Raw genomic sequence first — 26,645 nt, forward strand, 5'->3', positions numbered from 1 at the left:
GTGCCACACCGCGAAAAAGGCGCTGATTCCGAAACGATTCCAAAGCCCCGCCCGACTGGCACGGCATTTGATTCTAAGGGGCCGGCTGTGCCCGCGTAGTGATGCTCCGCGTGGGGATTTTCAGTCGAGATCATTTCCCGGCCAGTTCGGTCGGGACCTAGCGGGGATAGGACCCATGAAAATTGTTATGGCGATCATTAAGCCATTCAAACTCGAAGAAGTCCGTGACGCCCTGACCGCCATCGGCGTTCACGGTTTGACGGTGACGGAAGTGAAGGGATACGGCCGCCAGAAAGGCCACACGGAGATCTACCGCGGCGCTGAATACGCGGTGAGCTTCCTGCCCAAGATCAAGATCGAGGTCGCGATTGCCAACGAGCAGGTCGAGAAGACCATCGAGGCGATCACCAGCGCCGCCAAGACCGGCCAGATCGGCGACGGCAAGATCTTCGTCATCGGCCTCGACCACGCCGTGCGCATCCGCACCGGCGAGGCCGACGCGGCCGCCCTCTGATCCCCTCACCTTCATTGCTTCACTCAGGAGACGACAAATGACGTTCAAACGTCCCTACGGCGCGGGACTGGCGGTCCTTGCGGCCGGCATGTTCGCCGCAACCGCGGCCTACGCCGAGCCAACGGTCAACAAGGGCGACAACGCCTGGATGCTCACCTCGACGGTGCTGGTGCTGTTGATGACCATCCCGGGCCTGGCGCTGTTCTACGGCGGTCTGGTCCGTTCCAAGAACATGCTCTCGGTGCTGGCGCAGGTGTTCTACACCGTGTGTATCGCCTGCATCATCTGGGCCCTGTACGGCTACAGCCTCGCCTTCACCGGCGGTTCGGACTTCATCGGCGGCTTCTCCAAGGCGTTCCTCGCCGGCGTGACCACCGACTCCAAGGCCGCAACCTTCTCGGTCGACGCCAACATCTCGGAGCTGGTGTACGTCTGCTTCCAGATGACCTTCTGCGCGATCACTCCCGCGCTGATCGTCGGCGCCTTCGCTGAACGTACCCGGTTCGCCGCCGTGGCGCTGTTCATCCCGCTGTGGATCACCCTGATCTACCTGCCGATGGCCCACATGGTCTGGTACTGGGCCGGTCCGGACGCGATCAACGACGCCGCCAAGGCGCTCGCTGCCGCTGCCGACGAAGCCGCCAAGACCGCCGCGCAGGCCAAGCTCGACGAAGTCAACGCCGACGCCGGCTTCCTGTTCAAGAAGGGCGCGATCGACTTCGCGGGCGGCACCGTGGTGCACATCAACGCCGGCATCGCCGGTCTGGTGGGCGCCCTGCTGGTCGGCCGTCGCACCGGCTACGGCAAGGAGCTGATGGCTCCGCACTCGCTGACCATGACCATGATCGGCGCCTCGCTGCTCTGGGTCGGCTGGTTCGGCTTCAACGCCGGTTCGAACCTCGAAGCTTCGGGCGGCGCTGCGCTCGCCATGACCAACTCCTTCGTCGCGACTGCGGCGGCGGCGCTGTCGTGGATGTTCGCCGAGTGGATCTTCAAGGGTCATCCGTCGGTGCTCGGTGCGCTGTCGGGCGCCGTCGCCGGTCTGGTCGCAGTCACTCCGGCCGCCGGCTTCTCCGGCCCGATGGGCGCGATCGTGCTCGGCCTGGTGGTCGGCGTGGTCTGCCTGTTCTTCTGCACCGTGGTGAAGAACGCGCTGAAGTATGACGACTCGCTCGACGTGTTCGGCGTCCACGCGGTCGGCGGTATCGTCGGCGCGATCGGCACCGGCATCCTGGTGAACCCGGCTCTCGGCGGCACCGGCGTGTACGACTACGTGGCCGGCAAGGTCGGCGACTACGACATGACCACCCAGCTGATCTCGCAGTGCTGGGGCGTCGGCACCACCGTGCTGCTGTCCGGCATCGGCTCGGCGATCCTCTACAAGGTCGTCGACGTGATCGTCGGTCTGCGGGCCCCGGTGGAAGTCGAACGCGAAGGCCTCGACCTCGTCGAGCACACCGAGCGCGCTTACAACATGTAAGTTCTCCCGAGGGCGCGGCGTTCTCCAGACCGCCGCGCCCAGACCTACGGTTCGGGCAACTACCCGGCAATGTCCGAACCGTCGAGGGGTCCCAGCGCAAGCTGGGGCCCCTTTCTTTATGGCCCGCGGCCGCAAGGCTCCGAACCCGAAACCTGCTATACTGCGTCCATGGACCGCCGCACCGCACTTGAGATCTTGAAGAATTCGGAGGCCCCGCTACGTGCGCGCGGTGTCCGGCGGGCTGCCCTGTTTGGATCGGTGGCGCGTGGTACTAACCTTCCGGACAGCGATATCGATGTGCTGATCGAGATCGATCCGACGGCTCGCATCACCGTGTTCGACTACGTGGAGCTAAAGGACTACATCGCAGGCCTGTTCGACCATCCGGTCGACGTCGTGAACCGCGACCAGCTCAAGCCGTCCGTTGCGCCGAGCGCCGCGCAAGATGCCATCTATGCGTTCTGACGCATCGGCGACCGCACTAAGCGACATCCAGCATCATATCGAACTCGCAATCGTATTCACCCGCGGCCTGACCGAGACGGAATTCAAAAACGATCTGCGAACCGTGTACGCGGTCACGCGCTGCCTCGAGATCATCTCCGAGGCGTCCCGCCGCGTGTCCGAAGACATCAAGAACCGGCACAGCTCGATCCCTTGGAAGCAGATTGCAGGATCCGGCAATGTCTACCGGCACGATTACGAGGACGTCGCCGCGCAGATGATCTGGGACACCGTCCAACGCGCTCTGCCGGCGCTGAAAGCCATGGTGGCAGAAGAACTTGCCCGCCGCGACGAGCAGCGGCCGCAGTGAAGGCTGTGTCGCCGCCGGTCGATGGTTAATCGCGTCTTAACCTCGCCGTATCTATGGTGGCTGATCTGTTTCCGCTCGATCCACCACGGCGATCGGGTGCGGTGAAAACTGGCGTATTTCGAATGGCTTTGTCCGCTTCCACCACACCGGCGCGTGCGGCCGGCAGCGTCGACGCTACCGGGCAGAGCGAGCGCTCGCCGTTCGCGCGGCTGACCGAACTGCTGGCGCCGTATCAGCCGGGCCAAAGCCTGATCAATCTGTCGGTCGGGGAACCGCAGCATCCGGTCCCGGATTTCGTCGGCGCCGTGTTGGCGCGGCATACCGGCGAGTTCGGCCGCTATCCGCTGGCCAAAGGCATCGAGCCGTTCCGCAAAGCCGCATCCGCTTGGCTGACCAAGCGCTTTGCGCTCGGTCGCGCGCCTGATCCCGAAACCGAAATATTGGTGCTGAACGGCAGCCGCGAAGGGCTGTTCCTCGCTGCGATCGCTGCCGCGCGCTACGTGCCGAAGCGCGACGGCACGCCGGCGATCCTGATGCCCAACCCGTTCTATCCGGCCTATGCGGCCGGCGCGCGCGCCGCTGGCTGCGAGGCGGTGTTCCTTCCAACCACGCTCGCCAACGGTTTCCTGCCGGATCTCGATCGGCTCGACGAGGCCACGCTGAAACGCACGGTGGCAATCTATCTGGCTTCGCCGGCGAACCCGCAAGGCTCGGTCGCCTCGCGCGATTACTTCGTGCATCTGAAGCAGCTCGCCGATCGCTACGGCTTCATGATCCTCAGCGACGAGTGCTACTCGGAGATCTACACCCAGGTCGCGCCCGGCAGCGCGCTGCAGGTCGCAGGTCCCGATTTCCGCAACGTCGTCGTGTTCCAATCGCTGTCGAAGCGATCGAATTTGGCCGGCATGCGGGTCGGCTTCGTCGCCGGCGATAAGGACTTTCTCAAAGCCTATCACGAGCTGCGCAACGTCGCGGGTCCGCAGGTGCCGATCCCGCTGCAGCATGTCGCGGTCGCCACCTATTCGGATGAAGCGCATGTCGAGGAGAACCGGCGGCTGTATGGGCTGAAGTTCGATCTCGCCGATCAGATCCTCGGCGCCCGTTACGGTTATCAGCGGCCCGCCGGCGGCTTCTGCCTGTGGCTCGACGTCTCCGCCCATGGCGGCGACGAGGCCGCGGCGGTGAGCCTGTTCAAGGACGGCGGCGTCCGCGTGGTGCCGGGCAGCTATCTGGCCCGGCAGCAGAACGACGGCAGCAATCCAGGCGCCGGCTATATCCGCGTCGCGATGGTGCAGGACAGCGAAACCACCGCAGAGGCGCTGCATCGCCTGGTGCGGATTCTCGGATGATGCGCAGGGCCCCATGAGCATGCCGGCGATCGAACGAGCCTTTCCTCTGGTCGGACACCTGCCGCCCTCGGTGCGCGAGGTGCTGACGCGTCGGCTGCGCGAGCTCGCCGGCTTCAGCCTGATCGCCCTCGCGGCGGTGGCCGCGGCTGCGCTCGCGACCTGGTCGGTGCAGGACCCCAGCCTCAGCCACGCCACCTCGCGGCGCATCCATAATCTGCTCGGCTATCCCGGCGCGATCGGCGCCGATCTGGCGATGCAGATCCTCGGCCTCGGTGCGATCGGACTGTTGATGCCGGTCGCGGTGTGGGGCTGGCGGATGCTCAATCACCGCCCCTTCGACCGCACCGCGCTACGGATGGGCGCGTGGTTCCTGTGCACGATCTTCGCCGCCGGCTTCGCCTCATCGTTTCCGCATGACACCGCGTGGCCGCTGCCGACCGGACTCGGCGGCGTGGTCGGCGACGCGCTGGTGCGGGCGCCGTCGCTGGTGTTCGGTCCCGGCCTGATCTTCCGTGTCATCCTCAGCTTCATCCTCGGCGCCGCGGTGCTGGCGACATTCCTGATCGCAGGCGGTTTCGGATCGCGTGAGCGCGAACCCGACGAGGCAACGTCCGATGAGGATCTGCCGCTCGAAGACGAAGAAGAGTCCGACCGCGGCTCGGTGTCGCTCGGCTGGCTGGTGCACGCGATGCTGAGTGCAAAGGCCCGGCTGTGGCGGCTGGCGAAGCTGTCCTATCAGGGCCTCGTCAGCAGTGCACCCGCGGCCGGCAAGCAGGGTTTCGAACGGCAGGAGCCGCGGCTCGGCGGCCGCTCCGCACCGCCGATCGCGCCGGACGTCGATCACCACGACGACTACGAACCCGAGCCGGTCGACGAGATCGAAGACGAGGACGACGAAGAGGAGGAAGCTCCTCCGGTCGCCCGCGCGCCGCGCAAGAAGGCGGCGCCGAAACCGGCCGCCAAGAAGGCGCGGTTCGACCTGCCCTCGGTCAACGTTCTATCTGCCCCGAAAGCCTCGGATCGGCAGCCGCTCAGCAAGTCCGAACTCGAAGCCAATTCGCGCGCGCTGGAAGGCGTGCTGCAGGATTTCGGCGTGCGCGGCGAGATCATCAAGGCAAGCCCGGGCCCGGTGGTCACGCTGTACGAGCTGGAGCCGGCGCCCGGCATCAAATCGTCGCGCGTGATCGGCCTTGCCGACGATATCGCCCGCTCGATGAGCGCGCTGTCGGCGCGCGTCGCGGTGGTGCCCGGCCGCAACGCGATCGGCATCGAACTGCCCAACGCGCATCGCGAGAAGGTGTATCTGCGCGAACTTCTCAGCGTGAAGGACACCAACGAGACGGTGCACAAGCTGCCGCTGTGCCTCGGCAAGAACATCGGCGGCGAGTCGATCATCGTCGACCTCGCCCGGATGCCGCATCTGCTGATCGCAGGTACCACCGGCTCGGGTAAGTCGGTCGCGATCAACACCATGATCCTCAGCCTGGTGTACCGGCTGCGGCCGGATCAGTGCCGGCTGATCATGGTCGATCCGAAGATGCTCGAACTCTCCGTCTATGACGGCATCCCGCATCTGCTGACGCCCGTCGTCACCGATCCGAAGAAGGCGGTGGTGGCGCTGAAGTGGGCGGTGCGCGAGATGGAAGAGCGCTACAAGCGCATGGCCAAGCTCGGCGTCCGCAACATCGACGGCTACAACACCCGCCTCGGCGAAGCCAAGGCCAAGGGCGAAGAGCTGACTCGAACGGTGCATACCGGCTTCGACAAGGAAAGCGGCAAAGCGATCTACGAGGAAGAGAAGCTCGACCTCGAACCGCTGCCCTACATCGTCATCATCGTCGACGAAATGGCCGACCTGATGATGGTGGCCGGCAAGGATATCGAAGGCGCGGTGCAGCGCCTTGCCCAGATGGCGCGCGCCGCCGGCCTGCACGTGATCCTCGCCACGCAGCGCCCGTCGGTCGACGTCATCACCGGCACCATCAAGGCCAACTTCCCGACCCGCATTTCCTTCCAGGTGACGTCGAAGATCGACAGCCGCACCATCCTGGGCGAGATGGGCGCCGAGCAGCTGCTCGGCCAGGGCGACATGCTGTACATGGCGGGTGGCGGCCGCATCAGCCGCGTCCACGGCCCATTCGTCTCCGACGAAGAAGTCGAGAAGGTCGTCAAACACCTCAAGGCGCAGGGCGCGCCCGAATATCTCGAGGCGGTCACGGCCGAAGAGCCGAGCGAAGAAGACGGCGCGGTGTTCGACGCCACCGGCATGGGGGGCGACGGCGGCGGCGATCTGTTCCAGCAGGCGGTGGCGATCGTCAAACGCGACCGCAAGGCCTCGACCAGCTATATTCAGCGTCGGCTGCAGATCGGCTACAACCGCGCCGCGTCGCTGATGGAGCGGATGGAGCTCGAAGGCATCGTCGGCCAAGCCAACCACGCCGGCAAACGCGAGATCCTGGTGGCGGAAGAGGATTCGAACTTTTGAAGCGCGCGATCAGGGTCATGCAGGCGGCCGGGGCGGGGTCGCGAAATCGCCACAGCGCCCCTGTAGCGGCAGACCGGCACCGCGACGACGCCGTCGCGGCCGTGCAGGACATGAGCTTGATCAAACAATTCAACGACTTGATGCCGAATTGGGTGACCGGGATCGGGCTGCGGCAGCTCTGCGTCGCCGCCGCTGCGGCCACCCTCGTCAGCGCCGCGGTCCAGCCGGCGACCGCCGACCCGGTGCCGGCTCCGAAGCCGTCCCCGCGCGCGACCCAGCTCAGTGCCGCCGAACCGAAGCAGCGCTCGCCGCAAACTCCCGCCCAGCCGCCGGTCGCAAAGCTGACCACGCCGCCCGAGCCGGTGATTCCCGATCCGCGGCGCAACGTGCCGGCCTCGATCTTCACCACCTTCGATGCCGCTCAAAAGGCGGAGGCCGCCAAGGCCAGCGCGTATCTGTCGTCGCTGCAGACATTGGTCGGTCAGTTCGTCCAGGTCGGGCCGGACGGCAGCAAGCTCACCGGCGACTTCTACATCATGAAGCCCGGCCGGGTGCGGTTCGAGTATGACGACCCGAGCCCGATCTCGATGATCGCCGACGGCCAGTCGGTGGTGGTGCGTGATCGCAAGCTGGCGACCCAGGATGTCTATCCGCTGTCGCAGACGCCGCTGCGCTATCTGCTCAGCGACCGGCTCGATCTGCTCCGCGACACCAACGTCGTCAGCATCACTTCCGACGACCTGTATTCGAACATCATCATCGAAGAGAAGAACGCCGTCATCGGCACCAGCCGCTTGCTGCTGATGTTCGGCACCAAGGACGGCCAGCTCAAGCAATGGACCGTCACCGACCCGCAGGGCTACGACACCACCGTGGCAGTGTACAATCTTGACACCACGAGGCGCCCTGATCCGTCGATGTTCAAGATCGACTACACCAATTACGGCACCCCGCCGGGCTAGAGACTCTCCATCGGGCCGTTCTCGATGGTCGCTGCGCGGACGGTGGATGCGCGGGTCGAGCCCGCGCATGACGCGTAGGTGAAAGCGCGGCCTGAATGCTCTGTCGGTTGTTCACACCGTCGACTTGCGTCCGACCTCATGCCGCGCAACAACGATGCGTCATACGTCTTTCGGCGCCGTCCTGCCCTCCTGCGACCGAGCTACCATGCGTCTCACGCTTACGACTTGGAACATCAACTCGGTGCGGCTTCGCATCGAGCTGGTGGCGAAATTCCTCAAAGCCCAGCGCCCGGACATCCTGTGCCTGCAGGAGACGAAGTGTCCGGACGACGCGTTTCCGCTGAAGCGGTTCAAGCGCCTCGGCTACGAGCACATCGCGCTGAACGGACAGAAGGGCTACCACGGCGTCGCGGTGATTTCGAAGCTGCCGTTTGTCGCCACCGACATCCGCACCTTCTGCGACATCATCGACAGCCGCCACATCTCGGTTTCGGTGAAGACCGACGAGACCGCACCGCCGCTGGTGCTGCACAATTTCTACGTTCCGGCTGGCGGTGACATTCCCGATCCAGCCGTCAATCCGAAGTTCAAGCACAAGCTGTCGTTTCTCGACGAGATGAAAGCCTGCGAGCCGCTGCATCCGTCCGGCGATCAGCGGCACATCCTGGTCGGCGACCTCAACGTCGCGCCGCACGAGCACGACGTCTGGTCGCACAAACAGCTTTTGAAAGTGGTGTCGCACACGCCGGTCGAATGCGACAAGCTGCTCGGGGTGCTGCGCGCCGGCAACTGGGTCGACGTCGCGCGCGACCGCATCCCGCTCGATCAGAAGGTCTATACGTGGTGGAGCTATCGGGCTGCCGATTGGACGGTCGGCGACCGTGGACGGCGGCTCGACCACATCTGGGTGTCCGAAGCGCTGAAGAACCGCGTCATCGACTTCAAAATCCTGCGCGACGCGCGCAGCTGGGAGCGGCCGAGCGACCACGTCCCAGTAACGATGACGATGGAGCTGTAGTTAGTTGCTTCGCCGCGCGGCCGTCGCGCGACCCCGGCAATCCAGGTCGCAGCGAAGTCGCTACGACGTCAGCTTACTGCCCACCATGACGATGTCGTTGGCAACCTGGGTGGTGCGGGCGGCGAATTCGTCGCGCAGCCGCAGCGCTGCGCCGGGATCGCTTTCGAGCACCCGCTGAAACAGGCTGCGGGCGATCCGGATCGCCGAGGAATATTCCAGCGCCACCGCAGTCGTCGGTCGCCGCATCGGCATCACCAGCGCAAGTTCGCCGATCAGGTCGCCCGGCCGCGCCACCATCTCGTGCAAGCCGCCGTCTTCCATCGTGATCTGAAACGCGCCGCGCTGAACCACATAGCCGGCGTCGGCCGGCTCGCCGGCATTGAACATCACGTCGCCGCGCGCGAAGTCGCGCTGTTCGGAGCCGATCGCCAGCATCCGCAGCGCCTGCTCGCCGAGCAGACGCAGCGTCGGAACGCGCGCGAGCAGGGCAACATCATCTTCGATCGACATGCGGGACCGGGAAACGAGTGAATCGGCCCCTTATTGGTATCACGGCACGAGTTTGTAGCCACCGGCCTCGGTGACCAGAATCTCCGGATTCGCCGCGTCACGCTCGATCTTTTGGCGGAGCCGGTAGATGTGGGTCTCGAGCGTGTGGGTGGTGACGCCGGAATTGTAGCCCCACACCTCTTGCAGCAAGGTCTCGCGCGACACCGGCGCCTGACCGGCGCGGTACAGGAAGCGCAGGATCGCGGTTTCCTTCTCGGTCAACCGGACCTTCTTGGCGTTGGCGCCGGTCAGCATCTTCGAGCCGGGGCGGAATGAATACGGCCCGACCGTGAACACCGCGTCCTCGCTGGCTTCGTGCTGGCGAAGCTGGGCGCGGATCCGCGCCAGCAGCACCGCGAACCGGAACGGCTTGGCCACGTAGTCATTGGCGCCGCTTTCCAGGCCCAGAATGGTGTCCGAGTCGGTGTCGTGGCCCGTCAGCATGATGATCGGCGCCTTGAAGCCGCCCTTGCGCAAGCTGCGCACCACTTCGCGGCCATCGGTGTCGGGCAAGCCGACATCCATCAGCACCAGATCGGGCGACAGCGCCTTGGCGGTCTGCACGCCCTTGGCACCGGTGTCGACCGCGGAAGCCTCGAACTCTTCGTGCAGCGACAGCTGCTCGACCAGCGCGTCGCGCAGATCATTGTCGTCGTCCACGATCAGGATCTTGCGGGCGTTCGGCATCGGCGCTGTCCTTCCGTCGTCTGGCGGCGCGGCTCTCGTGGGGGCGCGCACGCAAATCACGCGCGATTGTATCGCAGATCAGCAGATAGGGAGCGATTCCGCGGAATTTAACTGCGGCGACCTAAATTTGCCGCCATGATGCCTGCGGCAAACTTCCTCGACGCATGAAAAAGATAGCCAGATCAGCACCTTCGCGAAAGTCGCCGCAGACCGGGCCACTGCTTCGGCTGATCGTGTGCAGGGCTGCCGGCGAGCGCAGCCGCGGCTGGCTGGTCGCCGGTGGGCTAACCATCCCGGTGGCGCTGGGGCGCGGCGGCATTCTGGCCAATAAGCGCGAAGGCGACGGCGGCACCCCGCGCGGCACGTTTCGGCCGCTGCGGCTGTGGTGGCGTGCCGACCGGGGCCCACGCCCCCGCACCCATCTGCCGATCCGCATCATCGGTCCTGACGATGCCTGGTGCGAAGACCCGCAAAGCCGGCACTACAACCGGCCGATCCACCGGTCGCCGGCCGGCGAAGGCGACCGCCTGATGCGTGACGATCATCTCTACGACCTGATCGTCGAGATCGACCACAACACCCGGCCGCGCGTCGCGGGCCGCGGCAGCGCGGTGTTTCTGCATCTGGCCCGCGATAATTTCGGCCCGACCGCCGGCTGTGTGGCGATGACCCGGCCGAACCTCGCCCGCCTGCTGGCCCGGCTCGGCCTCAACACGAAGATCGTGATCGGGTAGCCGAGGTTTCCTGCCGTCATCGTGCGCGAAGCGCGGGAGCTTCGATCTGATCGAGGCACCCCGCCCTCGCCGGTTCAGCGATGCCCGAAGATCGCCGATCCTACCCGCACATGGGTGGCGCCGAACTGGATCGCGGTGGCGAAGTCGGCGCTCATCCCCATCGACAGCTTCGCAAGTCCATTGCGCTTGGCGATCTTGGCGCACAGCGCGAAATGCGGTGCCGGAGCTTCATCGACCGGCGGGATGCACATAAGTCCGCCGATCGCCAGCCCCCAACGCTCGCGGCACGCGACCAGAAAGGCATCGGCATCTTGCGGTGCGATGCCGGCCTTTTGCGGCTCTTCCCCGGTGTTGATCTGCACGAACAACTCGACGTTGCGTCCGGCCTGCGGCAGCACTTTGCTCAGGGCTTCGCACAGGCTGTCGCGGTCGACCGAGTGGATCGCATCGAACAGCGCGACCGCGTCCTTGGCCTTGTTGGACTGCAGCGGTCCGATCAGGTGCAGTTCGGTGCCGGGATACTCTTCGACCAGCGCCGGCCATTTGCCCTTGGCTTCCTGGACACGATTTTCACCGAACACCCGCTGGCCCGCCGACAGCACCGGGCGGATCGCCTCCGCCTCGAAGGTCTTCGACACCGCGATCAGCGTCACCTCGCTGCGCTCGCGCCGTGCATCCTTGCAAGCATTGACGATTTCGGCCTCGACCGCGGCCAGATTGTCGGCGGCGCTCATCGGCTCGAAGCCCCAGATGACAGTGGGCGGCGGGTGAAAGGCGACCTTGGCGGCGCGCTCAACGCTGCGAGTTTGTGCACGGTTCCGGCTTCGCTCAAATTGTAATGAATCGAGGAAAGGCTTCTTGAAGCCTTCCACCTAGGATGATTGCGGGGGGTCGAGGGGCAACGATGTCACGCATCGCAATCGTCCGCAAGAAAGCCAAACTGAGGGCCTTGCTCGGCATCCGGGCCAGACTCGTGGTGCTGGCGCTCATCCTGGTGTGTCCGCTGATGCTGGACCGGGTGCGTCTGCTCGAAGAGACGCGCACCGCTCAGCTCGCCGCGATGGCCAATGAGCTTTCGACGCTGGCGCAACGCACCGCGGACGCCGAGCGCGAGGTGATTTCGTCGGTCGAAGCGGTGCTGAAATCGGCCGCCTATGTGCACGCCGCCGCCGCCCAGGCGGGGCGAAGCTGCAGCATTCTGCGCGCCAGCCTGCGTGTCGATCTGCCCTCGATCCGGATGCTGCTGGTCGCCGGCCCCGACGGCGTAGTGCACTGTTCGACCTCTTCGATGTTCGTCGGCAGCAACATCAGCGACCGCCCCTATTTCCGTAAAGCTTTGGAAACACACGATTTCGTCGTCAGCGACTTCCTGGTCGGCCGGCAGACCCAGAAGGGTACCATTCTGGCCGCCTACCCGGTGTCGGCGATCGATACCGGCGAAGAGGCAGTGATCGTCGCCGGCATGAATCTGGACTGGCTGTCCGACATGATGAGCAGCCTAGCCGGCCGCGTCGGCGTCAACGCCGCCCTGATCGACGGCGAAGGCACCGTACTGGCGGCGCCGCCGGACGAGCGCAGCCTGATCGGCAAAAAGCTCGACCGTCTGTCGCTGCTGCCGGCGATGGCGGAGACGCCGCAGGGCCGCGGCAGCATCACCATGCACGACGATGCCGGGCGGCTGATGACCGTGAGCCGGATTCCCGGCACCAGCGCGCGGCTGGTGGTGACCGTCGACGAGAACAAGGTCTCGGCCGGCATCAATCGCGACATCCGCACCGCCTATCTACAGCTGGCGCTGGTCTGCCTGTTCGTGCTGCTCGGCGCGCTGATCGCGGCCGAACGGCTGATCGTGCAGCCGATCTCGGTGCTGACCGGAGTCGCCAAGAAATTCGCCGAAGGCAACTGGTCGGCCCGGGTCGCGCGCAAGCGCCTGCCGTCGGAATTTGTGCCGCTGGCGCGGGCATTTAACGCCATGGCGGCGCAGCTCGGCCAGCGCGAACGCGAGCTTGTCGCCAGCAACAGCCGCCTGACCGTGATGGCCTCGATGGACCTGCTATCCGGCCTCGCCAACCGTCGCGGCTTGCAGAGCCGGCTCGATTTCGAATGGATGAAGGGCCAGCAGACCGGGCATCGCCTGGCGCTGATGATGATCGACGTCGACCATTTCAAGCTGTTCAACGATTCCTATGGCCATCCCGAAGGCGACGCCTGCCTCAGCCGGATCGGCGAGACGCTGGCGGCGGTGGCCGACCAGACCAGCGGGTTCGCGGCACGTTATGGCGGTGAGGAGTTCTGCCTGTTGCTGCCGGAAACCGGCATGGGCCGCGCCCTGCAGGTCGGCGAGCTGGTTCGTACCGCCGTCGAACAGCTCGATCTGCCGCATCGGACCAGCGCCTTCGAACGCGTGACCGTCAGCATCGGCGTCGCCTGTACGCTGCCGAGCGAACACGCCACACCTGCCGAGTTGATCGAAGCGGCCGACGCGGCGCTGTACGCGGCCAAACACCGCGGCCGCAACAACGTGGTCGAGCACGGCTTCATCCGGGCCAGCGACGGCCCGGTGGCCATGGCGAGCTGAGGCCGCCCAAGGGCCGCCCGGCGAGCTGCCGGGCTTGCGCCATCCCATTGACCCGACACCATGTTTCATGGCCTAGTCCGCGCGCTTCGCGCGCGATTTGACCCGAGCCCCCGCACCGGTTGGCGACCTCGGCCGCGCCCCGTTTTTCCGCCCTGATCCGCGCTCGAACCGGCCGGCCGTCTTCTGATCTTTCGAATCCTGATCTCATGAGCAACGAACGATACAACGCCCGCGAATCCGAGCCGAAGTGGCAGGCGAAATGGGACGAGGCGAAGATCTTCGCCACCCGCAACGACGACCTGCGCAAGAAGTATTACGTGCTGGAGATGTTCCCGTATCCGTCGGGGCGGATCCACATGGGTCACGTCCGCAACTACACCATGGGCGACGTGGTGGCGCGGACGATGCGGGCACGCGGCTACAATGTGCTGCACCCGATGGGGTGGGACGCATTCGGTCTGCCCGCCGAGAACGCCGCGATCGAACGCAAGGTCGCCCCGAAGGCTTGGACCTACGACAACATCGCGGCGATGAAGAAGCAGCTCCAGACCATGGGGCTGTCGCTCGACTGGGCGCGTGAATTCGCGACTTGCGATCCGTCCTACTACAAGCACCAGCAGAAGATGTTCCTCGACTTCCTGAAGGTCGGGCTGGTCGAGCGCGAGAAGCGCAAGCTGAACTGGGACCCGGTCGACATGACCGTGCTGGCCAACGAGCAGGTGATCGACGGCCGCGGCTGGCGCTCGGGCGCAGTGGTCGAGCTGCGCGAGATGAACCAGTGGGTGTTCAAGATCACCAAATACGCCCAGGAGCTGCTCGACGCGCTGGATACGCTGGATCGCTGGCCCGACAAGGTGCGGCTGATGCAGCGCAACTGGATCGGCCGCTCCGAAGGCCTGATGGTGCGGTTCGCGCTCGATAGTGCGACGACGCCGGCCGGCGAGACCGAGCTGAAGATCTTCACCACCCGCCCCGATACGCTATTCGGCGCCAAGTTCATGGCGATCGCGGCCGATCACCCGCTGGCGCAAGCCGCGGCGGCGAAGGACCCGAAGGTCGCGGCGTTCATCGAGGACTGCAAGAAGCGCGGCACCGCGCAGGCCGAGATCGACACCGCCGAGAAGCAGGGCATCGACACCGGCATCCGCGCCGTGCATCCGTTCGATCCGAGCTGGAAGCTGCCGGTCTATGTCGCCAACTTCGTGCTGATGGAATACGGCACCGGCGCGATCTTCGGCTGCCCCGCGCACGACCAGCGCGACCTCGACTTCGTGAACAAGTACCAGCTCGGCAATACGCCGGTGGTCTGTCCCGAAGGCCAGGACCCGGCGAGCTTCGTCATCACCGACATCGCCTATGACGGCGACGGCCGGATGATCAATTCGCGCTTCCTCGACGGCAAGACGATCGCCGAGGCGAAGGAAGAAGTTGCCAAGCGGTTGGAGACCACGCAGCTCGGCGGCGCACCCGTCGGCGAACGCAAGGTCAATTTCCGCCTGCGCGACTGGGGTATCTCACGTCAGCGCTATTGGGGTTGTCCGATCCCGATCATCCACTGCCCGACTTGCGACGTGGTGCCGGTGCCGGACGCGGAGCTGCCGGTGGTGCTGCCGGAGGACGTGTCGTTCGACAAGCCGGGCAATGCGCTCGACCATCACCCGACCTGGAAGCACGTCACCTGTCCGAAGTGCGGCGGCAAGGCCGTGCGCGAGACCGACACCATGGACACCTTCGTGGATTCGTCCTGGTACTTCGCGCGCTTCACCGATCCGTGGAACACCGAGGCGCCGACCACGCCGGACGTCGTCAACCGGATGATGCCGGTTGATCAGTACATCGGCGGCGTCGAGCACGCGATCCTGCATCTGCTGTACAGCCGGTTCTTTACCCGGGCGATGAAGGCGGCGGGTCATATCGACATCAAGCATGACGAGCCGTTCGCCGGCCTGTTCACGCAGGGCATGGTGGTGCACGAGACCTATCGGAAGGTCGACGGCCACTTCGCCTCGCCCGCCGAAGTGTCGATCGTGGTCGATGGCGATCAGCGCCGCGCCACGTTGATCGACGGCGGCAGCCCGGTCGAGATCGGGCCAATCGAGAAGATGTCGAAGTCCAAGCGCAACACCGTCGATCCCGATGACATCATCGGGACCTACGGAGCCGACACAGCGCGCTGGTTCATGCTGTCGGACTCGCCGCCGGATCGCGACGTGATCTGGAGCGAGGAAGGCGTCAAGGGCGCGTCGCGCTTCGTGCAGCGGCTGTGGCGGATGGTGAACGATGCGGCCCCGATCGCCGCGTCGGCTCCGGCCGAACGGCCGGCGAGCTTCAGCGCCGACGCGCTCACCTTGCGCAAGGCCGCACATGGTGCGCTCGACAAGGTGCTGTCCGGCATCGAGCGGCTCGCCTTCAACGTCAGCCTGGCGCATATCCGAGAGTTCTCGAATACCCTCGGTGATGTGCTGGCCCGTTCGCAGACGCCCTCGCCCGATCTCGCCTGGGCGATCCGCGAATCGACCGTGATCCTGGTGCAGCTCTTCCACCCGATGATGCCGCACCTCGCCGAGGAATGCTGGACCGTGCTCGGCCAGACCGGCCTGGTCTCCGAGGCGCTGTGGCCGCAGATCGAACCGGATCTGTTGGTCGAGGACAGCATCACCCTGCCGGTTCAGGTCAACGGCAAGAAGCGCGGCGAGGTGACGGTACCGCGCGACGCTCCGACCAGCGAAATTGAGGCTGCCGTTTTGGCGCTCGATGCGGTAAAACAGGCCCTGGGTGACAAGCCCGTTCGCAAGGTGATCGTCGTCCCGCAGAGGATCGTGAATGTCGTCGGCTAAGCCCGCGGAGCTCAAGAAGTTCGTCGTCCGGTTGGCGCTGGCGGTTGCGCTGGCCGCCCCGGTCGCCGGCTGCTTCCAACCGATGTACGCCGATCGCGGCGACGGTTCGCCGACGCTACGCGATAAGTTGAACGCCATCGAAGTCCCGCCGCTCGATATTCCGAACGGGTCGCGCAACTCCCGCCTCGGCGTCGAGCTGCGCAATAAGCTGATGTTCAAGCTGTACGGCAGCGCCACCGGCGCGCCGCCGCTGTACACGCTGAAGATCTCGATCTCGACTTCGCGGTCGTCGCTGATCGTCGATCCCAGCACGCAGCTGCCGACGATCGAAAACTACGCGATCGATGCCAGCTATCAGCTCAAGGACATCGCCACCGGCAAAACGGTGATGAGCGGCAACACCTTCTCGCGCGTCGAATACGACGTGCCCGGCCAGTCGCAGCGCTTCGCCCGCACCCGCGCCGGCCGCGATGCGGAAGATCGCGCCGTGCAGGAGATCGCCGAGAACATCAACACTCGGCTCGCCTCGTTCTTCTACGCCGGGATGTGATCCGCGATTCCGCCGAGCACGCGGTGTTGGTTCACATTCGGCTCTGGCGCTGAGTGATGGTTGCGCTTCGCGGCAAAGATGCCACCTCGTTTCTGGCCCGGCCCGATCCCGGCCGGCCGATCGTGTTGCTGTACGGCCCTGATGCGGGGCTCGTGCGCGAACGCGCAGATGCGCTGATCGCCGCCTCACTCGACGACCCCAAAGATCCATTCGCATTGGTTCGCCTCGACGGCGACGAGCTCGCCGCAGAGCCGTCGCGGCTGGTCGACGAAGCCCTCGCCATTCCAATGTTCGGCGGACGCCGCGCGATCCGCGTTCGCGCCGGTTCGCGCAGCTTCGTCGCCGGCGTCGAAGCGCTGATCTCCTCGCCGCCGAAAGAATGCCGGGTCGTCATCGAAGCCGGCGACATCAAGCCGGACAATGCGCTGCGCAAGGCCTGCGAAAAGGCGACGACTGGCGCGGTCGCGATCGGCTGTTATCCGGATGCGGAAGCCGACATCGCCCGGCTGATCGACGACGAACTGCGCGGCTCGAATCTGCAGATCGCCAAGGATGCAAAGGCGGTGCTGACGACCCTGCTCGGTGGCGATCGCCAGGCCTCACGTAATGAACTGCGGAAGCTGGCGCTGTACGCGCACGGCAAGGGCGAGGTCACGCTCGACGACGTGATCACCTGCGTGTCGGACGCATCCGATCTCAAGCTCGACGCGATCGTCGATGCTGCATTTTCCGGTAAGCCGATCGTGGTCGAGACTGAATTCGCCAAGGCGATGGTTGCCGGCACTTATCCGGGTCAGATCATCCTCGCGGCACAGCGCCACGCGGCGTTTCTGCACAAGACCAGCCTCGTGGTCGAAGGCGGCACGCCAGCCGCCGTGGTTCTCGATTCCGGATTTCCGCGGCTGCATTTCTCGCGCAAGGCTGCAGCCGAGACGGCACTTCGCAATCTCTCAACGACCCGCCTCGGGCAGATCATCGAGCAACTCGCCAGCGCCGCGCTCGAAACCCGTCGCCAAGCCACACTCGGCGCTGCGATCGCACAGCGCACGCTGCTGTCGATCGCGGTCAGTGCGCGGCGGCGGAGTTAGTCTCGTTGTTGCGATCCGCGGGGAACTTCGCGTAGCGCAGGTCACGCGCACCTCGCGGCACAACTACCTTCTCGTTCGTCATTCCGGGGCGCGCGGAGCGCGAGCCCGGAATCCATAACCCTGCGCCCTCGGCGGGGAGAGATAGTCGCCTCAAGCGACCAAGAACAACGCGAACTAGAGCAGTTCCGCGTTAGATAGAGTCGGGACATCGCGTCGGAGTACTTACGACAAGCACAACCTCATGGTGAGGAGGCGCGAAGCGCCGTCTCGAACCATGTGCCGCAAGCCAAGGGCCCCTCATCCTTCGAGACGCCCGGCTTTGCCGGGCTCCTCAGGATGAGGACTCCAGGACCCATGGCAAGGGCCAAATCCGCTTCAATCAACGAACAACGCGAACTAACCGCCGGCCTCGAGCCGGCGGATGATGTCATCGAGCTGATCGAGATCGGCGTAGCGGATCTGGACCGCGCCGGTGCCTTCGTGGTCGTCGATGGTCACCTTCATGCCGAGCGCGTCGCTCAGGCGTTTTTCCAGCGCCACGGTGTCGGCGTCCTTCACCGCCTTGGGACCCGAGGCGGCGCGGGCCTTCTGCGGCTTGCGCTCCGGCACGCCTTCTTCATGCGCCAACGCCTCGGTCTGACGGACGTTGAGACCTTCGGCGACGATCCGCTTGGCGATCGCCGACGGATCGGGCAGACCGATCAGCGCACGCGCATGGCCAGCGGTCAGTTCGCCCGAGGCGATCAGCGACTTGACGTCGTCGGGCAGCTTGATCAGCCGCATCATGTTAGCGACATGGCTGCGGCTCTTGCCGACGATCTTGGCGATCTCTTCCTGGCTGCGATTGAACTCGGCCGCCAGTGCCTGATAGCCAAGCGCCTCTTCGAGCGGATTGAGATCTTCGCGCTGAACGTTTTCGACGATGGCAATTTCGAGCGCCAGCGCGTCCGACACGTCGACCGGAACGATCGGCACTTCGTGCAGACCGGCGCGCTGCGCCGCGCGCCAGCGCCGTTCGCCGGCGATGATCTCGTAGCGATCAGCGGAGCCCTTCACCGGGCGGACCACGATCGGCTGGATCACGCCGTGCTGCTTGATCGAGTCGGACAGTTCACCAAGCTCGGCGTCGGTGAAGGTGCGGCGCGGGTTGCGCGGGTTCGCCTTGATGAATTCGATCGGCACCTTGCGCTGCGCCCGCGGCCGTTCGGCCTGCGTGGCCTCGCCGCCGACATCGCCGATCAGACTCGCCAAGCCGCGCCCCAGTCGCGAACGGTGCTCATCGGCCATCGCCAGCTCCCTTGGATTCACGTCGCTACTCCGCACTGATGGAATGAAAGTTGTTAGTTCACTTCGTCACTGAAAAGCGGCATCGCAAGCAAGCCGGCACCCTGCCCGGCTCTGGATCGCGTTGTTTCGCCCGCAATGACGAGGCCTGGTCGGCGCCGCCGGCCACGCACCTCAATGCGTGGTGCGGAGTTCGCGCTCGCGCTGAATCACTTCGGTGGCGAGCTTCAGATAGGCTTCGCTGCCGACGCATTTCAGATCGTAAACCAGCACCGGCTTGCCGTAGCTCGGCGCTTCCGAGATCCGCACGTTACGCGGGATCATGGTGTCGTAGACCTTCTTGCCCATGAACTGGCGCACGTCGGCGACGACCTGGCTCGACAGATTGTTGCGGCTGTCGAACATCGTCAGCACGATGCCGTGGATCGTCAGGTTCGGATTGAGGTTGGCGCGGACCTGCTCGACCGTCTGCAGCAATTGCGACAGACCTTCGAGGGCGAAGAACTCGCACTGCAGCGGCACCAGGATCGCATCCGCGGCCGCCATCGCATTCACAGTCAGCAGGTTCAGGGACGGCGGGCAGTCGATCAGCACGTAGGTGTAGTCGAGCGGCGGATCGATGTCCTTGTTGAGCACGCCGATGGCATCGCGCAGTCGGAATGCGCGGTCGCCGCGATGACCGAGCTCGAGCTCGAGGCCGGACAGATCCATGGTCGAAGCGGCAATGTGCAGCCGCGGCACCGCGGTGGCGACCACCGCGTCGCGGAGCGGCGCTTCGCCGGCCAACACGTCGTAAGTCGAGGTGTTGCGATCGCGGCGATCGATGCCGAGCCCGGTCGAGGCGTTGCCCTGTGGATCGAGATCGACGATCAGCACCCGTTCGCCGATCGCGGCCAGCGCCGTGCCGAGATTGATCGCGGTGGTGGTCTTGCCGACCCCGCCCTTCTGGTTGGCGAGCGCGATGATGCGCGGACGCCCGGGCTCTGAATTCGCCCTATCCCCTTGATAAATCTCGTCAATTACGGTCATGGCAGGTTCTTCGGCTGGTTGGTGGCGGTTATGTGCGTCGTTCGATGTGGTCGATTTCGACGATCCAGCCTTGGCCACCGGTCACGCTGGCATGCAGCTTAGGCTGGAATTTCCAATATTTAGTAGCTTCCGTCAATTCTGCATCTACATCTTGACCTTTCAGAAACAACGCCTTCGTGGTTCCGGAGATCATCAGAGGTTCGGCAAAACCGATGAGTTGGTGTAGCGGAGCAACCGCACGGGCGGTGATGCAATCGAGCGCCTGTGGGAATCTATCCACGTTATCCCCGATGTCCGCGAGCATCACTGTGCCCGGCGCGGCCGCCACGCGGAGCGCCTCGCGCAGGAACGCCGCCTTCTTGGCGATCCTCTCCACCAATGTGACGTGCCCACCGACATCCGCCATCGCGCAAGCGAGCACCACGCCGGGGAACCCGCCTCCAGATCCAAAGTCGAGCCATCGCCGGGCATGGGGCATGAGGCTGACGAGCTGCAGCGAATCCGCGACGTGGCGGGTCCAAAGCTGCGGCAGGGTCGATGGAGCGATCAGATTAGTCTTAGCCTGCCATTGCTGCAGTAAGGCGACATAAGCATCGAGCCGCGCTTCAAGCGCCGATGAGATCGGGACGAGCTTGAGCGCCGCCGCTTTGTCGGCGTCGAGATCGGAGAGAGAAACGAGAGGTTTGGCAGCGCGCTGCATGGAACTTCACTGCGGGGAGACGGCCGCTGCGGGCCTGTTTTAATTATATTCTTGCAAACCGATTCCGGCCATCGAATACGGCACCGCTCTGCAATTGACGGCTCAAGTTTCACGTGAAACACGACGGAACTTAGAGATGGTGTGTTTCACGTGAAACACTGGTCGCTGCGCTTACCCCGTCGATTTCCGCTTTCGTTGTTCACGCCTGAGATAGGCGGCCAGAATTCCGAGGGCCGCCGGCGTGATCCCGTCCAGCCGACCCGCCTGCCCAACGGTGTGTGGCCGATGCCGTTCCAGCCGCGTGCGAGCCTCGTTCGACAGACCCGGGACCGCTGCGTAATCGACATCGGTGAGCCGCAGACTCTCATCCCGACGAAACGCCTCGACGTCCGCAGTCTGCCGCTCCAGATAGACATGATATTTGGCGTCGATCTCGACATGCACCGCGATCGCCGGATCGACCTTGCCGAGCTCCGGCCAGATCGCACGGACCTGAGCCCACTCGATCTCCGGATAGGACAACAGATCGAACGCCGAGCGGCGCTGGCCATCGCGGTTCAGCGCCAGTCCATGCTTGGCGGCTTCGTTCGGGGTGATCGATAGCGACTGGGCGAGCGCTTTCGCCGCAGACAGCGCCGCCATTTTGTCCTGATGGAAGGCCGCCCGCTCCGTGCCGACACAGCCGATCGCTAGCCCTTTGTCGGTGAGGCGCCGGTCCGCATTGTCGGCCCGAAGGGTCAGGCGATATTCGGCCCGTGAGGTGAACATCCGGTACGGCTCGGTGATGCCACGGGTCACCAGATCGTCGATCATCACGCCGAGATATCCGTCGGCGCGATCGAACACCGCCAGATCGCCTCCCCCGGCGGCCAAAGCCGCGTTGATACCCGCGACCAAGCCCTGAGCCGCGGCCTCTTCATATCCGGTCGTACCGTTGATCTGCCCGGCCAGAAACAGCCCGCGCAGTCGCTTGGTCTGCAGCGTCGGTTCCAGTTCTCGCGGATCGACATGGTCGTATTCGATCGCGTAGCCCGGGCGGAACATCTCGGTCCGCTCCAGGCCAGGGATCGTCTTCAGGATCGCACGCTGCACGTCTTCGGGCAGCGAGGTCGAAATCCCGTTGGGATAGACTGTTGGATCGTCGAGACCTTCGGGCTCAAGGAAGATCTGGTGGCCGTCGCGGTCGCCGAATTTGACGATCTTGTCCTCGATCGACGGGCAGTAGCGCGGTCCGGTGGACTGAATCTGCCCGGAATACATCGGCGAGCGATGCACATTGGCGCGGATCACCTCGTGGGTGGCTGTCGTCGTCCGGGTGATACCGCATTCGATCTGCGGCGTGGTGATCGCGGGCGTCAGAACCGAGAACGGCTCCGGCGGATCATCACCGGGCTGCATTTCGACAGCGCGCCAGTCGATCGTCCGGCCGTCCAGCCGTGGCGGAGTGCCGGTTTTGAGCCGGCCGAGGGCAAAACCGAGCGCTTCGAACGATCCAGAGAGCCCCATCGCCGGCGCCTCGTCGATCCGGCCTGCCGGCCAGCTTCGCTCGCCGAGGTGAATGAGGCCCCGGAGGAAGGTCCCGGTGGTGATCACAACCGCTGCGGCCGCAAACTCCCGGCCGTCGCCGAGTCGAATGCCGGTCACGCGGCCATTCTGCCAGAGAAGTGCGTCGGCCTCTCCTTCGATGACCGACAAGTTCGGAATGGCCTGGATCGCGGTCTGCATCGCGGCCGCATATAGTTTGCGATCGGCTTGGGCGCGGGGACCACGAACAGCGGGGCCTTTACGGCGGTTCAGCATCCGAAACTGAATGCCGCCAGCGTCGGCGACCCGGCCCATCAGGCCGTCCAAAGCATCAACTTCGCGGACCAGATGGCCTTTGCCCAGTCCTCCGATCGCCGGGTTACAGGACATTGCGCCCACGGTGGCAAACCGATGGGTGACCAGAGCGGTAGCCGCGCCGATCCGGGCCGCCGCAGCCGCAGCTTCGCAGCCGGCGTGGCCGCCGCCGATGACGATGACGTCGAAAGAGGTGCGCATGGTGGGGTTGTAGCTCAGCTCCGGGGAGCTTTGAAGGCGAGTCCGCCGACCTTGATACCGGCTAAACCTCACCGGACTGTTTCACGTGAAACAGCGGTGCCGAAATCCCAGTATCGTGGTTAACCAATCGTAACCACCGCCGCTGATCGGCGACCCGGTGAGCCTATTTGCCGATGCAGAACCGGCTGAAGATCTCACCGAGGACGTCCTCGACGTCGACCCGCCCCAGCAATCGGCCAAGACTGTGAGCGGAAGCACGGAGTTCTTCGGCGACGATCTCTTCGGCCAGTCCCGACACCAGACTCCGCTCCAGCGATGCCGAAGCTTCGGCAAGCAACAGCCGATGGCGATCCCGCGTGATCAATCCGGCTTCTGCAGACCCAAAATATTGCGCAGCAAATCGCGTCAGCTGGCGCAGCAACTCCGCAAACCCCTCGCCCGTCGCCGCCGAAATCCTGAAAGCCGAATGTGAAGGGCGGGATTCCGCCTTGCCGTCCGCTAGATCGATCTTATTCCGGACCCGCCAGACTTCCGGACCGCTCACATCCGGATCAGAAGCATCCTTGGCCGTGCTCAGCCACAGCACCAGGTCCGCCGCCGCGGCTCGCGCGCGGGCGCGGCGCACTCCCTCCTGCTCGACTGGATCGTCGCTGTCCCGCAATCCCGCGGTATCGATCACCGTCACCGGATAGCCGTCGAGATCGAGTTGGACCTCGATCACATCCCGGGTGGTGCCGGCATGCGGCGACACGATCGCCACCTCGCGGCGCGCCAGGCGATTGATCAAAGTGGACTTGCCGACATTCGGCGGCCCGGCGATCGCTACCACCATCCCGTCGCGAAGCTTCTCTCCCCGGGCCTGCTCGGCCAAGACCTCGGCGATCTCTGCCGACAGCTCCGCGATCTTCGCCCGCGCCGGCCCCATCAGCTCATCGGCAACGTCGCCCTCGTCGGAAAAATCGATCCCCGCTTCGACCAGCGCCAGCGCTTCGATGATCTGGTCGCGCCATCTCCGCGCCCGGTCGCCAAGCACGCCGCCGAGCTGGCGAAGCGCCTGACGACGCTGCGCGTCGGTATCCGCATGGATCAGATCGTCGAGACCTTCGGCTTCGGTCAGGTCGAGCTTGCCGTTTTCGAATCCCCGCCGGGTGAACTCGCCCGGCTCCGCCGGCCGCACACCTTCGAACGCCGAGAGGGTTTTGATCAGCGCCGCCGCCACCGCGCGGCTGCCGTGGATGTGCAATTCGGCGACGTCTTCGCCGGTCGCGGACGCAGGGGCCGGAAACCACAACGCCACACCGTCGTCGATCAACTCGTCGTCACGGGTCCGAAGATCACAGCGCACGGCGCGCCGCGGCGGCGGCAGAGATCCGGTCAGCGCTGTCAGCACGTTGCCCGCTCGCGATCCGGAGACACGCACGATGGCGATTGCCGACGGCAGCGGTCCGGTCGCAAGGGCAAAGATGGTCTGGTCGCTCGGATGCATGGCGCTGTCTTGCCGAGGCACTGTTCCGAACGCAAACAAAAAGGGCGCCCGCTGGGGCGCCCTTGATGGCCGGATATCCAACTCGCTCAGGTGTTCATCGAGTCGAAGAATTCCGAGTTGTTCTTGGTGTTGCGCAGCTTGTCGAGCAGGAACTCGATCGCGTCCATCGTCCCCATCGGGTTGAGGATACGGCGCAGCACGTACATCTTCTTCAACAGCTGCGGATCGGTGATCAGCTCTTCCTTGCGGGTGCCGGACCGCGAGATGTCGATCGCCGGGAAGGTGCGCTTGTCGGCGACCTTGCGGTCGAGGATCAGCTCCGAGTTGCCGGTGCCCTTGAACTCTTCGAAGATCACTTCGTCCATGCGCGAGCCGGTATCGACCAGCGCGGTGGCGATAATGGTGAGCGACCCACCCTCTTCGATGTTACGCGCGGCGCCGAAGAACCGCTTCGGCCGCTGCAGCGCGTTGGCGTCGACACCGCCGGTCAGCACCTTACCCGAAGACGGCACCACCGTGTTGTAGGCGCGGCCGAGGCGGGTGATCGAGTCGAGCAGAATGACAACGTCGCGGCCGTGTTCGACCAGGCGCTTGGCCTTTTCGATCACCATCTCGGCGACCTGGACGTGGCGGACTGCCGGTTCGTCGAAGGTCGAGGAGATCACCTCGCCCTTCACCGAGCGCTGCATGTCGGTGACTTCTTCGGGCCGCTCGTCGATCAGCAGCACGATCAGGTAGCACTCGGGATGATTCGCCGTGATCGAGTGCGCGATGTTCTGCATCAGCACGGTTTTACCGGTGCGTGGCGGCGCGACGATCAGCGCGCGCTGGCCCTTACCGATCGGGGCGACGATGTCGATGACGCGCGCCGACAGATCCTTGCGGGTGGGATCGTCGATCTCGAGTCGGAAGCGTTCATCCGGAAACAGCGGCGTCAGATTGTCGAAATTGACCTTGTGCTTGGACTTCTCAGGATCTTCGAAGTTCAGCGAGTTGACCTTGAGCAGCGCGAAGTAGCGTTCGCCTTCCTTCGGGCTGCGGATGTGGCCTTCGATGGTGTCACCGGTGCGCAGGCCGAAGCGGCGGATTTGCGAAGGCGAAACGTAGATGTCGTCCGGGCCGGGAAGGTAATTGGCATCCGGCGATCGCAGAAAGCCGAAACCGTCGGACAGCACCTCGACGACGCCCTCGCCGATGATGTCGGTCTCTTTGGCCGACAGCTGCTTCAGGCAGGCGAACATCAGCTCCTGCTTGCGCATCGTGCTGGCGTTCTCGACCCCGAGCTCTTCCGAAAACGAAACGAGTTCGGCCGGCGTCTTGGCCTTCAGGTCTTGAAGTTTGATTTCCCGCATGGGGGTGGTCCTGTGGAAACGAGACTGGGGATTCGTCAGCGGAAGAAAAAGCGGGAGGAAATAACCGGAGTCCGCAGGTCTTCAGGTCGACGGTGTCTTGAGCAAGGAAGGTGCGGGAGGTTTCAGACCCGATGCGGCGGCCGGTTCAGAAAGGAACCTGATCGCAACCACATTCGCCTGCTTTAGGTGGGACGAATGCCAGTATAGAAAATCCGTTGCGTCCACGCAAGACGATCGACGCCGTACCGTCATCCAGTGCCGTCAGAACGGCTTGACGATCACGAACAGCACCGCCGCGATCATCAGAAGCGTCGGTAACTCATTGATAACGCGATAGAATTTATGAGACCGAGTATTCCGGTCAGCGGCGAAGTCGCGCACGTAGCGGCCGAGCAGCAGATGAATCACGGTCATCAGCACCACCGCGGCGAGCTTGGCGTGAAACCAGCCCGAGGTGAAATATCCCTGCTCCCAGGCGATCGCCAAACCTGCGACCCACGCGACCATCATGGCCGGATTCATGATCGCCCGGTACAGCCGGCGTTCCATGATCTTGAAAGTCTCGGACTGCGTCGATCCGACTTCAGCCGTGCAGTGGTAGACGAACAATCGCGGCATATACAGCATGCCGGCCATCCAGGAGATCACCGCCACCACGTGCAGGGTCTTCACCCACGGATAGACATCCACCCAGTCGATCATTCGATCTTCCATTCCGCTGTGCCGCGAGGCTGCCAGACGATCCGGAACGCAGGACCCGCATCGCGCGTTGATCGAATGCTCGAATGCGGAGATTTCCGCAAGCGCCCGCGTTCTTATCAATATTTATAGATTCTTAAGGTTTGAGTCTAAGTGGCCGTGGATTTGACTCACCCAACGGCATTCCAGAGTTCTTCCGCATCGACCCACATCTTCACAGCCATCCCCAACTGCTCGTCTGTTCGTCGGGCTCTTGCAGGATCAGAGGGTTGCGCCGGATCGTGGCCGCATTACCGAGAGACAAATCCACATTCACCCGCTAACCTCACTGCCATCCCGAAATGCTTCTCTCACCCGACACCTGTGAAGAAAAAGCCGGGTTATCCCGACCACGACGGCCGGGGGTCAGC

General features: G+C 64.6%; 23 protein-coding genes. 13 read left to right on the top strand and 10 right to left on the bottom strand.

Annotation, left to right across the window (positions count from 1 at the left end; translation table 11 throughout):
* The first annotated feature begins 175 nt into the window (after positions 1–175).
* The 8 genes from RPPS3_RS01450 (at position 176) to RPPS3_RS01485 (ending at position 8,622) form a co-directional block, all read left to right on the top strand.
* Positions 176–514 (top strand): P-II family nitrogen regulator, encoded by a 339-nt coding sequence (locus RPPS3_RS01450; RefSeq protein ID WP_011155842.1) that lies wholly within the window; start codon positions 176–178, stop codon positions 512–514.
* A 37-nt stretch (positions 515–551) separates the two neighbouring features.
* Positions 552–1,994, top strand: coding sequence for an ammonium transporter (locus RPPS3_RS01455; protein ID WP_107342523.1), 1,443 nt, complete (start codon positions 552–554; stop codon positions 1,992–1,994).
* 168 nt (positions 1,995–2,162) lie between these two features.
* The gene (locus tag RPPS3_RS01460) at positions 2,163–2,459 is read left to right on the top strand and encodes a nucleotidyltransferase family protein (RefSeq protein WP_107342524.1); all 297 of its coding nucleotides are present in this window, start codon (positions 2,163–2,165) and stop codon (positions 2,457–2,459) included.
* Entirely contained in the window at positions 2,419–2,808 is a 390-nt protein-coding gene (locus RPPS3_RS01465) for a HepT-like ribonuclease domain-containing protein (RefSeq protein ID WP_349626918.1), read from the top strand. Before RPPS3_RS01460 ends, RPPS3_RS01465 begins: the two co-directional genes overlap by 41 nt.
* Before the next feature lie 122 nt (positions 2,809–2,930).
* The gene (locus RPPS3_RS01470; protein ID WP_107342526.1) at positions 2,931–4,157 is read left to right on the top strand and encodes an aminotransferase class I/II-fold pyridoxal phosphate-dependent enzyme; all 1,227 of its coding nucleotides are present in this window, start codon (positions 2,931–2,933) and stop codon (positions 4,155–4,157) included.
* A gap of 13 nt (positions 4,158–4,170) precedes the next feature.
* Complete coding sequence (locus RPPS3_RS01475) at positions 4,171–6,642, top strand: DNA translocase FtsK (RefSeq protein WP_107342527.1); 2,472 nt, start codon at positions 4,171–4,173, stop codon at positions 6,640–6,642.
* A 17-nt stretch (positions 6,643–6,659) separates the two neighbouring features.
* The gene (locus tag RPPS3_RS01480; RefSeq protein WP_107346379.1) at positions 6,660–7,604 is read left to right on the top strand and encodes an outer membrane lipoprotein carrier protein LolA; all 945 of its coding nucleotides are present in this window, start codon (positions 6,660–6,662) and stop codon (positions 7,602–7,604) included.
* A gap of 205 nt (positions 7,605–7,809) precedes the next feature.
* Complete coding sequence (locus tag RPPS3_RS01485; protein WP_107342528.1) at positions 7,810–8,622, top strand: exodeoxyribonuclease III; 813 nt, start codon at positions 7,810–7,812, stop codon at positions 8,620–8,622.
* A 60-nt stretch (positions 8,623–8,682) separates the two neighbouring features.
* Here the strand turns inward: RPPS3_RS01485 and RPPS3_RS01490 are convergent, their stop codons facing one another.
* Positions 8,683–9,132, bottom strand: a complete 450-nt coding sequence (locus tag RPPS3_RS01490; protein ID WP_107342529.1) for a cyclic nucleotide-binding domain-containing protein — start codon at positions 9,130–9,132, stop codon at positions 8,683–8,685.
* 39 nt (positions 9,133–9,171) lie between these two features.
* Positions 9,172–9,858 carry a response regulator transcription factor gene (locus tag RPPS3_RS01495; protein ID WP_011155851.1) on the bottom strand — a complete coding sequence of 229 codons (687 nt, stop codon included), beginning with the start codon at positions 9,856–9,858 and terminating at the stop codon, positions 9,172–9,174.
* A gap of 164 nt (positions 9,859–10,022) precedes the next feature.
* On the opposite strand from RPPS3_RS01495, the gene RPPS3_RS01500 reads away from it, so the two are divergent.
* The gene (locus RPPS3_RS01500; protein WP_107342530.1) at positions 10,023–10,592 is read left to right on the top strand and encodes a L,D-transpeptidase family protein; all 570 of its coding nucleotides are present in this window, start codon (positions 10,023–10,025) and stop codon (positions 10,590–10,592) included.
* Between the two features lie 74 nt (positions 10,593–10,666).
* Here the strand turns inward: RPPS3_RS01500 and RPPS3_RS01505 are convergent, their stop codons facing one another.
* Positions 10,667–11,326, bottom strand: a complete 660-nt coding sequence (locus RPPS3_RS01505) for a YggS family pyridoxal phosphate-dependent enzyme (protein ID WP_107342531.1) — start codon at positions 11,324–11,326, stop codon at positions 10,667–10,669.
* Positions 11,327–11,496: 170 nt separating this feature from the next.
* On the opposite strand from RPPS3_RS01505, the gene RPPS3_RS01510 reads away from it, so the two are divergent.
* The 4 genes from RPPS3_RS01510 to holA all read left to right on the top strand — a co-directional run bounded on the left by RPPS3_RS01510 (position 11,497) and on the right by holA (position 17,645).
* Positions 11,497–13,170 (top strand): diguanylate cyclase domain-containing protein, encoded by a 1,674-nt coding sequence (locus tag RPPS3_RS01510; protein ID WP_107342532.1) that lies wholly within the window; start codon positions 11,497–11,499, stop codon positions 13,168–13,170.
* Between the two features lie 206 nt (positions 13,171–13,376).
* A complete protein-coding gene (gene leuS / locus RPPS3_RS01515) occupies positions 13,377–16,007 on the top strand; it encodes a leucine--tRNA ligase (protein ID WP_107342533.1) in 2,631 nt (876 codons plus the stop codon).
* A complete protein-coding gene (lptE, locus tag RPPS3_RS01520; RefSeq protein WP_107342534.1) occupies positions 15,994–16,557 on the top strand; it encodes an LPS assembly lipoprotein LptE in 564 nt (187 codons plus the stop codon). Before leuS ends, lptE begins: the two co-directional genes overlap by 14 nt.
* A 56-nt stretch (positions 16,558–16,613) precedes the next feature.
* Positions 16,614–17,645, top strand: a complete 1,032-nt coding sequence (gene holA / locus RPPS3_RS01525) for a DNA polymerase III subunit delta (RefSeq protein ID WP_107342535.1) — start codon at positions 16,614–16,616, stop codon at positions 17,643–17,645.
* 396 nt (positions 17,646–18,041) lie between these two features.
* On the opposite strand, the gene RPPS3_RS01535 is transcribed toward holA, so the two are convergent.
* The 7 genes from RPPS3_RS01535 to hemJ form a co-directional block, all read right to left on the bottom strand.
* Positions 18,042–18,932: a ParB/RepB/Spo0J family partition protein gene (locus tag RPPS3_RS01535; protein ID WP_107342537.1), complete on the bottom strand. Its 891-nt coding sequence runs from the start codon at positions 18,930–18,932 to the stop codon at positions 18,042–18,044.
* Positions 18,933–19,103: 171 nt separating this feature from the next.
* Positions 19,104–19,958 (bottom strand): ParA family protein, encoded by an 855-nt coding sequence (locus tag RPPS3_RS01540; protein WP_107342538.1) that lies wholly within the window; start codon positions 19,956–19,958, stop codon positions 19,104–19,106.
* A gap of 28 nt (positions 19,959–19,986) precedes the next feature.
* Positions 19,987–20,658, bottom strand: a complete 672-nt coding sequence (rsmG, locus tag RPPS3_RS01545) for a 16S rRNA (guanine(527)-N(7))-methyltransferase RsmG (RefSeq protein WP_107342539.1) — start codon at positions 20,656–20,658, stop codon at positions 19,987–19,989.
* A gap of 171 nt (positions 20,659–20,829) precedes the next feature.
* The gene (gene mnmG / locus RPPS3_RS01550) at positions 20,830–22,698 is read right to left on the bottom strand and encodes a tRNA uridine-5-carboxymethylaminomethyl(34) synthesis enzyme MnmG (protein WP_107342540.1); all 1,869 of its coding nucleotides are present in this window, start codon (positions 22,696–22,698) and stop codon (positions 20,830–20,832) included.
* 163 nt (positions 22,699–22,861) lie between these two features.
* Positions 22,862–24,184, bottom strand: a complete 1,323-nt coding sequence (gene mnmE, locus RPPS3_RS01555) for a tRNA uridine-5-carboxymethylaminomethyl(34) synthesis GTPase MnmE (RefSeq protein ID WP_107342541.1) — start codon at positions 24,182–24,184, stop codon at positions 22,862–22,864.
* Positions 24,185–24,270: 86 nt separating this feature from the next.
* Entirely contained in the window at positions 24,271–25,536 is a 1,266-nt protein-coding gene (gene rho / locus RPPS3_RS01560) for a transcription termination factor Rho (protein ID WP_011155864.1), read from the bottom strand.
* A 261-nt stretch (positions 25,537–25,797) separates the two neighbouring features.
* On the bottom strand, positions 25,798–26,238 hold the full coding sequence (gene hemJ / locus RPPS3_RS01565) for a protoporphyrinogen oxidase HemJ (protein WP_107346380.1): 441 nt from the start codon (positions 26,236–26,238) through the stop codon (positions 25,798–25,800).
* Positions 26,239–26,645: the final 407 nt, after the last annotated feature.

This window comes from Rhodopseudomonas palustris, assembly GCF_003031265.1.
Classification (GTDB): Bacteria; Pseudomonadota; Alphaproteobacteria; order Rhizobiales; family Xanthobacteraceae; genus Rhodopseudomonas; species Rhodopseudomonas palustris_H.